We start from the raw sequence: 13,386 nt of genomic DNA on the forward strand, positions 1-13,386 counted from the left end.
AGCGGGGAAAGGGGGACATTGTCCCCCTTTTTTGCTATAATAGCGGGCAGGACGCGCGGATGTTTGCAAAGCGCGCCGGGAAAGAGGCGGAGGCATGGAACGGCAGAAAATGAAACACAGGCGGCAGCTCGGCCTGCGGCAGGGGATGCTGGGCATTATCCTGCTGTGCTGGGTGCTGCCCGTTGTGCTCATCGTCACGCTGGGCGGTGTATATATTCTGGACAGCATGACGCGGCAGTACCGCAGCGATATGATGCGCAGCGCACAAAGCGCCGCGGCCATCACCGGGCGCAACCTGGATTCCATGATCGCCGCCAGCCGTAAGGCCAGTTATATCGCCACCATGGGCAATGCCTGGGCATCCTACACGAAAACGGGCGATTACGTCACGTTTTACAACGAGATGCAGACCTTTCTCACCCAGCAGTACCGCTACGACGACAAATTCCGCAATACCATCGTCACGCTGGTGGACGATCCAGCAGCGCCCATCTATACCTCCAACACCTCGTATACCTCCATACGCAAATATCAGCAGCATGTGCGGGACGAAGTACTGGTCCGCAGCGAAGCGCTGGGCACCGGCATCGGTTTCTTTGCGGCGGACGGCAGCCTGTATATGATGCGCAACCTGCTGGACGCCAACTACCGCACCTACGGCGTGCTGGTGATGGAGCTGAACACCGACACGCTGTTCGACAGTATGCGCAGTGTCATCTGGATGACGGACGCTACGGTCTGGCTGGGCGACGCGGAGTATACCGTTGCGGGCAGCGTGCGGGATGCGGGAGAGCTGCGCGGGAACATCCGTGCGGGTGGCCAGGGCGGCGCGCCCGCGCAGGGCAGCTACGCCGTCTGGGGCAGTGAAAGCGTAGTGCCCGGCTGTGCGCTGGAATACATCGTCTACTCCGACACCGCGGCCATGCGCGCCCAGCTGCGCAGCACGGCTTTGCTGCTGGCCGCGCTGCTGGCCGCGCTGCTGCCGCTGATGGGAGCGGTCATCGCGTTTCTGTACCGCAAGGTAAACCGGCCCATCGTCACGCTGAGCGGGGCTTCGGCGCACATCGAGCAGGGTGAATTCGGCATTCAGGTGGACGCCGGGCGGCTGGGCAGCAAGGAGTTCGCCTATCTGGGCAACAGCTTCAACGCCATGAGCGACAAGCTGAAAAATCAGTTCGAGCGCATCTATAAGGAGGAGCTGGCCCTGCGGGACGCGAAGATCATGGCTCTGCAGAGCCAGATCAACCCCCATTTTCTGAATAACACGCTGGAGATCATCAACTGGGAAGCGCGCTTGGCCGACGACGTGAAGGTATGTCAGATGCTGGAGGCGCTGTCCACGATGCTGAACGCGGCCATGGACCGTAAGCACCGGCCGCTCATCCACCTCTCCGAGGAAATGATGTATGTGGACGCGTACCTGTTCATCATCCGGGAGCGGTTGGGCAAGCGGCTGACCGTGGAAAAGGAGATCTCCCCCGAAACGCTGGACTGCTATGTGCCGCGCCTGGTGCTGCAGCCTTTGCTGGAAAACGCCGTGGAACACGGCATCAATCCCGTGCAGAAAGGCACCATCATCATCCGCGCTTACCGCGAGCAGGACAGGCTGCTGCTGGAGATCGAGAACGACGGCGTAACCACCTACGACGACCTGATGAAGATCCAGACGCTTCTCTCGGACGAGCCGCTGCCGGAGGGAACGGGCAGCGCTTCGCTGGGCATCCGCAACGTACACGAGCGGGTAAAGATCATCTACGGGCAGGAGAGCGGCCTTTCCGTCACAATCACTGAAAAAGGGAATACGCTGTCGAGAATGAATATCAAATTTGAACAAGACGGGCAATAATATGCAATAAAAAACAAGTTCGTTCATTCAGTTTTTGTGCAAACTGGTATAACATTATAGGCACAGGGAGGCATTCGGACGGTGCTGTGAACGCCGCGCATGCCCCCAGAAAATGGGAGGTTTGAAACATGAAGTGGAAGGCCCAGGTCAAAGCCGACTTCCAGACCGGAAGCGAACCGGACGTGCTCTTCTTCTTCACGGGTACTGACGCCAGCGAGTTTATCAAGAACGGCAAGGTCGTGTCCATCGAGGAGATCCGCAAGGAATACCCGGACTATGCATCCAACATGCTGGATGCGGCCATGCCCCTTTCCTTTGTGGACGCCAAGGCCTACGCCGTTCCGTCCAGCGGATATTGGGAAGGCATGTTCGTGAACAAAACCGTTCTGGCCGACTGCGGCCTGGAGGTCCCCGGCCCCGATACGACCTGGGACGAGTTCATGGAGATGTGTGAGACCATTAAAAGCAAGGGCTATACGCCCATCGCCTGCTCCCTGCAGGAGGTGCCGCACTACTGGTTCGAGTTCTGCATCCTGAACCAGGGCGACGTGGCCAAGCACGCCGAGGTCCCTGCTTCCGGCGCCGACGAAGCGGGCCAGCGCTGGGTCGCGGGCCTGAACACCCTCAAAGAGATGTACGAAAAGGGCTATTTCCCCGCAAATACCCTGACGGCGGGCGACGCCGACACATTCCAGATGATGGCCGACAACAAAGCCGCGTTCGCCATTGACGGCTCGTGGAAGGTGGGCTGGTTCACCGGCAGCGAGGACGCCGCAGGCAACGTGGAGAACATCGACGATTACACCGTTACTTATGTGCCGGGCAGCGGCAGCCGCAAGGCCACGGACATCGTGGGCGGCATTTCCATGGGCTACTACATCACCGAGAAAGCCTGGAGCGACCCCGAAAAGCGCGATGCGGCCGTCCAGTTCGTGGAATACATGACCACCGACGATATGGTCAACAAGTTCGCGGGCGGCGCCCCTACGGCGCTGAAATCCGGCCTGCCCGAAGCGGCGGATACCGACAGCCTGCACGCGGCGGCCGTCACCATGTTCAACGGCAAGACAGGCATGGCCAGCGCCGTGCAGGATGCGCTGAACCAGACTGCCCGCGGCGTTCTGTTCGCCTCTGTCAAGGATGTTGTGACAGGCACCCTGGCGCCGGAGGAGGCCATTGAGACGGCCCTCGCCACCCCGCTGGCAGATTCCTGACGCAAGCGATATAAGCAGCCAATACGGCCGGAGAGCTTGGAAACGGCTCTCCGGCCTTTTTTGAAAAAACGGGCCTTCGGCCGCGGCGCATGCCGTGCCGCACGCCCCCGGGGCCGTCCGCCGCACCGAACGGCGGCGCGTCCGTCCGAAAAACGACGGCGCTTCGCGCGCCCGCATCCCGCAGACAAACGCAGAAAAGAAGGGGAGCCTTGCCATGAATGCGATGATCTACAAAAAGAAAGGCCCGCTCGTGCTGTTCCTCGTGCCGACCTTCCTCTTTTTGACCATGTACTTATACTATCCGTTTTTGATGAATATCTACAACAGCCTCAACAAGATCGGCGGCCTGGGCGAGAGCAGCCGCGGCCTGAACGAGCCGGTATGGGAGAACTACGTCAAGATGTTCACAGACCCGCTCATGCGCACCGCGCTGAAGAACACCATGATTCTGATGATTCTGACCGTGGTGTTTCAGGTGGGCATCGCGCTGGTGCTGGCGCTGATGGTGGACAACATCAAGGTGGGGGCGAAATTCTTCCGCACCGTGTATTTTTTTTCCATCGTCATCAGCGCCACAGCGCTGGGCCTTCTGTTCAACCTGATCTTTCTGTACGACGGCGGCATGCTCAACCAGCTTCTGCAGAACCTGGGCCTCGCCGCGGAGAATATCGACTGGAAGGACCCCGCCCACTTTTTCGTCACGATGATGGTACCTGTTATCTGGCAGTATGTGGGGTTTTATTTTGTTATTCTCGTCACAGGGCTGAACAATATCTCTACCGATATTTATGAGGCGGCCGAGATTGACGGGGCCAGCGGCCTGGGGCGCATCCGGTATATCACCCTGCCGCTGCTGCACAACACGCTGTGTACCTGCCTGGTGCTGGCCATTACCGGCTCGCTGAAGGTGTTCGACCTGCCGTGGACCATGTTTGTAGGCGGCCTGCCGCTGGACAAATCCTGGCTGACCGGCACATATATGTACTACCAGACTATGGTGCTGCAGGACGTGGACTACGGCTCGGCCATCGCCATTCTCATCGTGGTGCTGGGTGTTGTGATCAGCCAGATCGCGAACCGCATCTTCAAAGAAAAAGATTATTAAGGGGGGCTTTTTTATGACACGCAGACGCTTTCCCGTGGGAAAAACGCTCCTCTATGGGTTTATGTCCCTGTGGGCGCTCACGACGATCTATCCTTTTATCTGGGTCATCCTCAATTCCTTCAAGCCGCGCGGGCTGATCCGCAGCGATACATTCTCGCTGCCCATCGGCGACAAATTCACACTGGAGAACTACGTCACCGCCTTCAAGCGCGTTGACATCGGCACGGCCTATGTCAACAGCATTGTCATCAGCGGCGCCGTCACTGTGGTGGTGATGGTGCTGGCTGGGCTTGCCGCCTACGCTATGGTGCGGTACAGCTTCCGGCTGCGGGGCTTTCTGCATTCCATGATCATCGCCAGCATGATGTTCCCGGTGTTCTCCACGATCATCCCGGTGTTCCGCATGGAGTCGTCCTGGGGCATCGTGAATACAGGCAGCATTTGGCTGACGCGGCTCTCGGTCGTCCTGCCGCAGATTGCGGGCAACCTGTCGTTTGCCATCATTGTGCTGATGGGCTTCATCCGCAGCCTCCCGGTGGATCTGGAGGAAGCCGCTTATCTGGAAGGCTACAACGTCTACCAGATATTCTTCCGAATCATCATGCCGCTGGCCAAGCCCAGCTTTGCCACGGTGGGCATCTTCACGTTTCTGTGGAGCTACAACGACCTTTTTTTACAGATGTTTTTCCTGCGCAGCAAAAAATTCTTCACCATCACGCGCCTGCTGAACGAGATATCCAGCCAGGCGGGCACGAACTACGGCCTGATGGTGGCCGCGGTGGTGATGGTCGTGATTCCGGTGCTGGTGGTCTATATCTTCCTGCAGAACTATATCATTAAGGGGATGACTGCCGGCGCGGTGAAGGGCTGACAGCTTTTGCGGCGCATTTTACAGGTGCTCCCCTTTTTCGCGCGGCGGGCGGGCGTGTCCTGTGTTCGGTGCATGGAGCGCGCCCGGTGCCGCGCTTTTCCACCGTTGGGCGGGGGAATGGAAATATGGTATAATATGTCCGGTTGGTGAACACGAGCGGTACGCGAAGTGTGAGCTTAAAAATATGGTATAATAACCTCAAAGCCGCCGCTTGCGCGGCTGCGCGTGTGCATTGCACACGCCCCTGTGCTGACGCACAGGGCTTTGAGAACATTGGACCATGCAAAACCGCAATAGATGCGGTTTTATTGAGGCCGCTTCGCGGTGTTATGGTATACTATGACCATAGGCAAAAACAGTGTGGTGATATAGGATGTATAAGGTGATGATCGTGGACGACGAGGATATCATCGTCAGCGGCCTGGTAAAGGTGATGCCCTGGGCGAAGTATGGCTGCGAAGTGGCGGCTACCGCGTCCGACGGGCTTGCGGCGCAGGCCGTGCTGCGGGAAAAGCGGCCGGATATCCTGTTCACGGATATCTGCATGCCGGGCGCGGACGGGCTTGCGCTGCTGGCGGCTGTACGCAGCGAGTTCCCGGACATGCAGGTGACGATCCTAAGCGGGTTCCCGGATTTTGAATACGCCCAGCGGGCCATCGGCCTGGGTGTGGTGCGGTATGTACTTAAGCCCAGCAAGATGCATGAGCTGGAAGAGGCACTGGCCGTCATGGTGGAAAACCTGGGCGGCGCGCCCGCGTCCGGCGCGGTGCAGTCTGCGGAAAATGCGCAGAATTTCATCATAAAGAAAGCGGTACAGTACATTGAGCAGCATTATGCGGAAAAACTGACGCTGCCCGACGTGGCGGACAAGGTCTACGTCAGCCAGTGGCACCTCTCCAAGCTCATTGCCAAGAACACGGGCCAGAGTTTTTCCGACCTGCTCAACGGCGTTCGCATCGCCAAAGCAAAGGAGCTGCTGGCCGACCCAGCCCTCAAGGTCTGGGAAGTGAGCGACGCGGTGGGCTTTGCGGATGTGACGCATTTTTCCCGCATTTTCAAAAAAATGGAGAATATGAGCGCCAACGAATACCGCAATAAGCAGATCGCAAGATGACCCTGCGTTAAAACAAAACCGCGCCCCGTATGCTGCACACGGGGCGCGGTTTTGCGCGCCTTACACCTCAGACGCGCGCTTGGCTTTCCAGCGTGCGGCCAGACGCAGCAGGCCGAACACGGGCAGGCACAGCAGAAACCAGTAAAAGCTGAACAGGGGGCATATCTGTCCCAGCACATTGCCGAATTCCCGGCTGTAATCCCATACCTGCCAGCCCAGCGCCCGGTTCACCACCAGCCCTACGGCTAATTCCGCCGCTGTGATGAACGCCGTGCCCAGCGCGGCCTGCACGGCGATGTTCATGCCGGGGTACCGCCGCGCGATCCACACCAGAGCCAGCACGCATATGCCGCCCAGCAGGGCCATGCTCCAGTGCGTGTGTCCCCGCGCCAGGATCTCGATACAGGGATATCCGGTGGCACCCACCGCGAAAGCCGTTGCCTTTTCCTTCATTTACACATCACCCGGGTATAGGATGCGCCGTTTTTGCACGGAATATCACAAACAATTGCGCCGCCCATTGCTATTTGTGGGGGAAAGATGGTAAAATATATAAGACCATAAACTGAGAATGGAGTAGTTATGCAAAAGACAAAGGTCAGCGCGTGCATCGTTGTGTACGGCGGTGGGGAAGAAGCGGCACAGGCCGCGCGCTCTCTGGTGGAGCACACACGGGACGCGGCGCTTTCGCTCACACTGGTGGACAACGCCTCGCCGGACGGCGCGGGCGAATGGCTTGCGGCGCAGCAGCTTGGCCCCGGAGTGAAGGTGGTGCGCCTGCCCGAGAACGTGGGCTTCGGCAGCGGGCATAACACCGTGCTGCCACAGCTGGACAGCGTTTACCATTTTGTGGTGAACCCGGATATCACGTTGGACGACGACGCCGTTTCAAAGCTGTGCGCGTGGATGGACGCTCACCCGGATGTGGTGATGGCGACGCCGCGCCTGCTGTTCCCGAACGGGGCCGAGCAGTATACGGCAAAGCGGAGGCCCAGCTTTCTGGCGCTGCTGGCCCGGCAGGTTCCGCTGCCGTTTTTGAAGGGCGTGGAACGGCATTATCTGATGCAGGACGAGGATCTGTCCTGCCCGCAGGAGATCGAGTTCTGCACGGGCTGTTTTTTTGTGATGCGCACCGAGGCGTTCCGCCGCATGGGCGGCTTCGACGAGGGTTATTTTATGTATGTGGAGGACGCGGATATCACCCGCAAGGCGCAGGAATACGGCAAGGTGATGTACGTGCCCGAGGCGCATGTCTATCATGCCTGGCACCGGGACACAAAGAAAAAGTGGAAGAATTTCTGGATGCAGATCCGCTCGATGCTCCGTTACTGGCGCAAATGGGGTTTCCGAATGGTTTGAGGGGCGGGTGTTTTCCCGGGAAAACACGGGGAAGCCTGCATTGCTTTACGCATGCAGGTGTACAGCAGAGAAAAAAGAAAAGCAAAGGAGCAGGAACAATGAAGGGAATCATACTGGCCGGGGGCGCCGGCACGCGGTTGTATCCGCTGACGATGGTCACCTCGAAGCAGCTTTTGCCGGTGTACGACAAGCCGATGATCTATTATCCGCTGTCCACGCTGATGCTGGCGGGCATTCAGGATATCCTGATCATCTCAACACCGGAGGACACGCCCCGTTTTGAATCGCTTCTGGGCGACGGAAGCCAGTTCGGCGTGAAGCTGTCGTACAAGGTGCAGCCTTCGCCGGACGGCCTGGCGCAGGCGTTCATTCTGGGGGATGCATTCATCGGGGACGAGCCATGCGCCATGGTGCTGGGCGACAACATTTTTTACGGCAACGGCTTTTCCAGGCTGCTGCGCGCGGCGGTGGAAAACGCCGAAAACGGACGCGCTACGGTGTTCGGCTATTATGTGAACGATCCCGAGCGCTTCGGCATCGTGGAATTTGACGAAAACGGCAAGGTCGTTTCCGTGGAGGAAAAGCCCGCGCAGCCAAAATCCAATTACGCGATCACGGGCCTGTATTTCTACGACAAACGCGTGGTTCAGATGGCGAAAGAGGTAAGGCCCTCGGCCCGCGGCGAGCTGGAGATCACGACGCTCAACGAGATGTACCTGAAAAAGGGTGATCTGGACGTGCAGCTTCTGGGCCGCGGCTTTGCCTGGCTGGACACCGGCACGATGGACAGCCTTGTGGACGCGGCGGATTTTGTGCGCATGGTGGAGAAGCGCCAGGGCATCAAGATCTCTGCGCCCGAGGAGATCGCCTACAAAAACGGCTGGATCACAAAGGATAAGCTGATGGAAAGCGCCCGGCGCTACGGCAAAAGCCCCTACGGCGAGCACCTGAAGCGAGTGGCTGAGGGGCGGCTGCAGTATTGAGGCACCCTTCGGGCCGAATGAAGTGCAAAACAGAAAAAGAGGAAAATATTATGAAAATACTCATCACAGGTGCGAACGGGCAGCTTGGGACAGAGCTGCGCCGGTGCATTGCCGCGGGAAAAACGGAGCTGGGGCCCCTGCCCGCAAAGCTGCAGCGCGCCACCGTGCTTGCCACGGACGTGGACACGCTGGACATCACAAACCGCCACGAGGTGGCTGCCTATGTGCGCCATCACGCGCCGGACGCCATCATTTCCTGCGCGGCGTTCACCAATGTGGACGGCTGCGAAACAAACCGGGAGGCGGCCTTTGCGGTGAATGCCTTGGGTGCGCGCAACCTGGCCATGGCCGCGGAGGAGATCGGCGCAAAGCTGGTGCATGTCTCCACGGACTATGTGTTCAGCGGCGACGCGGCGCAGCCCGTCTGGGAATACGACCTGCCCGCGCCGCGCTCGGTCTACGGCAAAACAAAGCTGCTGGGCGAGCAGTATGTACAGCAGTTCTGCACGCACTATTTCATTGTGCGTACGGCGTGGCTGTACGGCTACGCGGGCAACAACTTTGTCAAGACGATGCTTCGTCTGGCCAGGCAGAACGGCGGCGTGACGGTGGTGGACGACCAGCTGGGCAACCCCACCAATGCGGCGGATCTGGCCCACGAGATATTGAATCTGCTGGTGACCAAGGAATACGGCGTGTACCACTGCACGGGCGAGGGCGTGTGCTCCTGGTGCGAGTTCGCAGCCGAGATCATCCGCCTTTCCGGCATCCCCGCCACGGTGACGCCCTGCACGACGGAGCAGTTCATCGCCGGAGCGAAAAAGCAGATCGCGCCGCGCCCGGCGTATTCGGCGCTGGAAAACGCCATGCTGAAAGCGACTATCGGAAATGAAATGCGCGATTGGAAAACCGCGCTGGCCTGTTTTTTTGAAAACTACAAACCGGAGGAGTAAACACATGAAAACCTATCTCGTCACCGGCGGCGCCGGGTTCATCGGCTCCAACTTCGTGCTGTATATGCTGGAGAAGTACAAGGATATCACCATTGTCAACGTGGACAAGCTGACCTATGCGGGCAATCTGGAGAACCTCAAGAGCATCGAGGGCGACAAACGCCATGTATTCGTGCAGGCCGATATCTGCGACCGGGAGGCCATCACGGCGCTGTTCGGACAGTATGATTTTGATTTTGTCATCAACTTTGCGGCTGAGAGCCATGTGGACCGCAGCATCACGAACCCCGAGATCTTCGTCAAGACGAACGTGGAGGGCACAGTGAATATGCTGCAGTGCGCCAAGAACGCCTGGTATAGGGACGGCAAGTGGGCCGAGGGCAAAAAGTATCTGCAGGTCTCCACGGACGAGGTGTACGGCAGCCTGGGCGAGACAGGCTATTTCATGGAGACCACTCCGCTGGACCCCCACAGCCCCTACTCCGCCAGCAAGACGAGCGCGGACCTGTTCGTGAAGGCCTTCGGCGATACCTACGGCATGCCTGTGAACATTACCCGCTGCTCCAACAACTATGGTCCGTACCAGTTCCCGGAAAAGCTTATCCCGCTGATGATCAACAACGCCAAAACAAAAAAAGGCCTGCCCGTGTACGGCGACGGCATGAACGTGCGCGATTGGCTGTATGTGGAGGACCACTGCAAGGCCATCGACATGGTGGCCAGCGGCGGGCGCGTGGGCGAGGTGTACAATGTGGGCGGCCATAACGAGCGTCCGAACATCTTTATCGTGAAGAAGATCATTGAGATCCTGCACGATAAAGTAGACCCGTCCATCGACGAATCGCTCATCAAATATGTGGAGGACCGCATGGGCCACGACCGCCGCTACGGCATCGACCCGGAAAAGATCAAGAACGAGCTGGGCTGGTACCCCGAGACGACGTTCGAGGTGGGAATCGAAAAGACCATCAACTGGTATCTGGAGCACGAGGACTGGATGAAAAACGTGACCAGCGGCGATTACCAGAAATATTATGCCGAGATGTACAAAAACAAATAGAACGGAATGCAAAAGCGCCGCCCCCGGGGGCGGCGCTTGTTTTTTGCTGTTTGTCCGGTGGCTGGGCGGCGTTCTCAATACGCCTTGCCCCACACCACCATGGCCTTCGCGGGCTTGCCGCAGCAGGGGCATACGTCGGAAAGATGCTCCTGCGCGAAAGGCATGCACCGGCTGGAAAGCCCCGCCTTTTCCTTCATCATTTCCTCGCAGGCCAGATCGCCGCACCACATGGTCTTGATGTAGCCGTTCTCGCCTCCGGCGCGCTCCAGCACCTCGTCCATGGTCGTGGCCGTCCAGGTGCGCCCGGCGCGGTTTGCCTCGGCGCGGGCGTACAGGCTTTTGCCCAGCGCGTCCAGCAGAGCGGGGATGGCGGCCTCCAGGTCTTCCAGCTTTGTGAAGGCCTTTTCCCGGTTGTCACGGCGCACCAGCACGCATTGGCCGTTCTCGATGTCCTTGGGCCCGATCTCCAGGCGCAGAGGCACGCCTTTCATCTCCCACTGGGCAAATTTCCAGCCTGGGCTGTTTTCGCTGTCGTCCAGCTTCACACGCACGAATTTAGAGAGCCGCGCGCGCAGCTCCTCGGCCTTTTCCAGCACGCCGGGCTTGTGGGCGGCCACCGGTACGATGACCACCTGGTACGGCGCAATGGCCGGAGGCAGGATGAGCCCCTCGTCGTCGCCATGAGTCATGATGATGGCGCCGATGAGGCGCGTGCTCATACCCCAGCTTGTCTGGAAGGGATACTGCAGCGTATTGTCGCGTCCCGTAAACTGCACGCCGAACGCGCGGGAGAACCCGTCGCCAAAGTAATGGCTGGTGCCGCTCTGCAGCGCCTTGCCGTCGTGCATCATGGCCTCGATGGTATAGGTGGCTTCCGCGCCCGCAAATTTTTCCTTGTCCGTCTTTTTACCCTTGAGCACGGGAATGTTCAGCTCGTTTTCACAAAAATCAGCGTAGGTCTCCAGCTGCTGCTCGGTCTCCTCGATGGCCTCCTGCGCGGTTTCGTGGATGGTATGGCCCTCCTGCCACCAGAATTCCCGCGTGCGCAGGAAGGGGCGCGTGGTTTTTTCCCAGCGCACCACGCTGCACCACTGGTTGTATTTCATGGGCAGGTCCCGATAGGAGTGCAGCACGTGGGCGAAATGGTCGCAGAACAGCGTCTCGCTGGTGGGGCGCACGCAGAGGCGGTCCTCCAGCGGCTCGGAGCCGCCCATCGTCACCCAGGCCACCTCGGGGGCAAAGCCCTCCACATGGTCTTTTTCCTTTTGCAGCAGGCTTTCGGGGATGAACAGCGGCATGGCTACGTTCTCGTGCCCTGTGGCCTTAAAGCGCGCGTCCAGCAGATGCATGATGTTTTCCCAGATGGCATAGCCGTAAGGCCGCAGAATGACGCAGCCCTTGACGGTGGAATAATCCACCAGCTCTGCTTTCAGGCAGATGTCGGTATACCATTGGGTGAAATCTTCGTTGATGGGGGTGATGGCCTCCACCATTTTTTTGTTCTGGCTCATTGTTTTGACTCCTCTTCTTTTCCGTTCGCGCCACAGGCACACAAAAAATCCCCCTGCTGTGCGCATGGGGGATCGTCGTCAGGCAGATGCTCAGGAATTTTCTTCGATATAGCGGACAACGTCACCGACCGTGCGGAAGTTCTCGATCTGGTCGTCCGGCACTTCCAGGCCGAATTCGTCCTCAATGGACATCACGAGATCGACAACGTCCAGGCTGTCCGCCTCGAAATCTTCCATGATATCGGAGTCCATGGTGACTTTGTCTTCCTCCAAATCAAGCTGGTCGCAGATGATCTCGCGGATGCGCTCAAAAACCATAACTAAATTCCCTCCAAAATATCTCTGCGCGCGGCGCGCAAGAGGCCGCGCAAAGGTCTTATAAACTTTATATCGTGTTTTACAGAGGATGTCAAGCGTATTCGCAAAATATTTTTGCGCGGCATTTCATATGCGCGAAAACAGCAAAAACCGCCGCCCGAAACAGTGCTTTTGTTTTGTTGAACATCTGCAAAAAGGACGGAACATGCCGCGCTTTATGCCGCCCCGCTGAACAGCGGCTGCAGAAAACTCCACAGCACAGGTACCAGCAGCGCCGGCAGCATATTGGCGGTCTTGATCTTCGTCATGCCGAGAAAGTTGATGCCGATGCACAGCACCAGGCAGTAGCCCACGCCGCAGATCTGCCCCAGCAATTCACCCGCGAGGAACGGTTCCAGCGCACCCGCCAGAAGGGAAATGGCTCCCTGGTATACCAGAACAGGCAACGCGGCAAAGATGACGCCCGGGCCCAGCGTTGCGCCCAGCACCACAGAGGAGATGCCGTCCAGCAGGCTTTTGATGTACAGCACCGAGGCATCGCCCCGCAGCCCGTCGTTCAGCGCGCCGATGATGGCCATCGCGCCCACGCAGTAGATGAGGGCGCCGTTCACAAAGCTTTGGGCAAAGCCCGAAAGGTGCAGCCTGCGCTCCACAAGGCCGGACAAGCCGTTCAGCCTGTCGTCGATGCGCAGCGCCTCGCCCGCCAGCGTGCCCAGCACCAGGCTGATGATGAGCAGCAGCTCGCCCGAGGAGGCCAGCGTACCGTCCGCGTTCACCGTGAACATGGAGGAGATTACGCCGTTGAGCCCCAGCACCAGCACCGCAACGCCAAGCGCCTTGTTGATGGAGTCCTGATGGCTGCCCTTTACCCCTTTTTTCAGCAGCAGCCCAACGCAGCCTCCCGCCGCGATGGCCGCGGCGTTTACCAGCGTGCCTGTCATTTTTTCCGTCCCCCCGCATTTCTTTTATCCGGACGGCACTGTGCCCGCTTACAGCGAATGCATGCGCGCCGCCACCGGAATGCCTTCGGATGGTTCCGCGTTTGCCCCATA

At 58.8% G+C, this 13,386-nt stretch carries 13 protein-coding genes; 9 read left to right on the forward strand and 4 right to left on the reverse strand.

The genetic code is table 11. From position 1 onward, the window contains the following. Positions 1-94: 94 nt before the first annotated feature. The 5 genes from IIY41_RS13720 to IIY41_RS13740 all read left to right on the forward strand — a co-directional run bounded on the left by IIY41_RS13720 (position 95) and on the right by IIY41_RS13740 (position 6,150). Positions 95-1,846 carry a sensor histidine kinase gene (locus tag IIY41_RS13720; RefSeq protein ID WP_270848056.1) on the forward strand — a complete coding sequence of 584 codons (1,752 nt, stop codon included), beginning with the start codon at positions 95-97 and terminating at the stop codon, positions 1,844-1,846. Positions 1,847-1,974: 128 nt separating this feature from the next. Then, on the forward strand, positions 1,975-3,060 hold the full coding sequence (locus IIY41_RS13725; protein ID WP_287401209.1) for an ABC transporter substrate-binding protein: 1,086 nt from the start codon (positions 1,975-1,977) through the stop codon (positions 3,058-3,060). 214 nt (positions 3,061-3,274) lie between these two features. After that, on the forward strand, positions 3,275-4,165 hold the full coding sequence (locus IIY41_RS13730; protein WP_155201148.1) for a carbohydrate ABC transporter permease: 891 nt from the start codon (positions 3,275-3,277) through the stop codon (positions 4,163-4,165). A 13-nt stretch (positions 4,166-4,178) separates the two neighbouring features. After that, on the forward strand, positions 4,179-5,036 hold the full coding sequence (locus tag IIY41_RS13735) for a carbohydrate ABC transporter permease (protein ID WP_050005672.1): 858 nt from the start codon (positions 4,179-4,181) through the stop codon (positions 5,034-5,036). Positions 5,037-5,421: 385 nt separating this feature from the next. Continuing rightward, the gene (locus IIY41_RS13740; RefSeq protein ID WP_082052235.1) at positions 5,422-6,150 is read left to right on the forward strand and encodes a response regulator transcription factor; all 729 of its coding nucleotides are present in this window, start codon (positions 5,422-5,424) and stop codon (positions 6,148-6,150) included. A gap of 60 nt (positions 6,151-6,210) precedes the next feature. Here the strand turns inward: IIY41_RS13740 and IIY41_RS13745 are convergent, their stop codons facing one another. Next, the gene (locus IIY41_RS13745) at positions 6,211-6,603 is read right to left on the reverse strand and encodes a putative ABC transporter permease (protein WP_009325327.1); all 393 of its coding nucleotides are present in this window, start codon (positions 6,601-6,603) and stop codon (positions 6,211-6,213) included. 129 nt (positions 6,604-6,732) lie between these two features. Between IIY41_RS13745 and IIY41_RS13750 the strand changes: the two genes are divergently transcribed. The 4 genes from IIY41_RS13750 to rfbB all read left to right on the forward strand — a co-directional run bounded on the left by IIY41_RS13750 (position 6,733) and on the right by rfbB (position 10,505). Then, positions 6,733-7,509: a glycosyltransferase family 2 protein gene (locus IIY41_RS13750; RefSeq protein WP_055081508.1), complete on the forward strand. Its 777-nt coding sequence runs from the start codon at positions 6,733-6,735 to the stop codon at positions 7,507-7,509. 98 nt (positions 7,510-7,607) lie between these two features. After that, a complete protein-coding gene (gene rfbA / locus IIY41_RS13755) occupies positions 7,608-8,492 on the forward strand; it encodes a glucose-1-phosphate thymidylyltransferase RfbA (protein WP_009325325.1) in 885 nt (294 codons plus the stop codon). 50 nt (positions 8,493-8,542) lie between these two features. Next, positions 8,543-9,445 (forward strand): dTDP-4-dehydrorhamnose reductase, encoded by a 903-nt coding sequence (gene rfbD / locus IIY41_RS13760; RefSeq protein ID WP_009325324.1) that lies wholly within the window; start codon positions 8,543-8,545, stop codon positions 9,443-9,445. 4 nt (positions 9,446-9,449) lie between these two features. After that, positions 9,450-10,505 (forward strand): dTDP-glucose 4,6-dehydratase, encoded by a 1,056-nt coding sequence (gene rfbB / locus IIY41_RS13765; RefSeq protein WP_050005675.1) that lies wholly within the window; start codon positions 9,450-9,452, stop codon positions 10,503-10,505. 74 nt (positions 10,506-10,579) lie between these two features. Here the strand turns inward: rfbB and proS are convergent, their stop codons facing one another. The 3 genes from proS to IIY41_RS13780 all read right to left on the reverse strand — a co-directional run bounded on the left by proS (position 10,580) and on the right by IIY41_RS13780 (position 13,275). After that, positions 10,580-12,016 (reverse strand): proline--tRNA ligase, encoded by a 1,437-nt coding sequence (gene proS, locus IIY41_RS13770; RefSeq protein ID WP_009325322.1) that lies wholly within the window; start codon positions 12,014-12,016, stop codon positions 10,580-10,582. A gap of 90 nt (positions 12,017-12,106) precedes the next feature. Further along, the gene (gene acpP, locus IIY41_RS13775; RefSeq protein WP_009325321.1) at positions 12,107-12,334 is read right to left on the reverse strand and encodes an acyl carrier protein; all 228 of its coding nucleotides are present in this window, start codon (positions 12,332-12,334) and stop codon (positions 12,107-12,109) included. Positions 12,335-12,549: 215 nt separating this feature from the next. Continuing rightward, complete coding sequence (locus IIY41_RS13780) at positions 12,550-13,275, reverse strand: DUF554 domain-containing protein (RefSeq protein WP_050005677.1); 726 nt, start codon at positions 13,273-13,275, stop codon at positions 12,550-12,552. Between the last annotated feature and the right edge of the window lie 111 nt (positions 13,276-13,386).

Origin of the sequence: Ruthenibacterium sp. (genome assembly GCF_017421385.1) — a bacterium.
Taxonomy (GTDB): Bacteria; Bacillota; Clostridia; order Oscillospirales; family Ruminococcaceae; genus Ruthenibacterium; species Ruthenibacterium lactatiformans.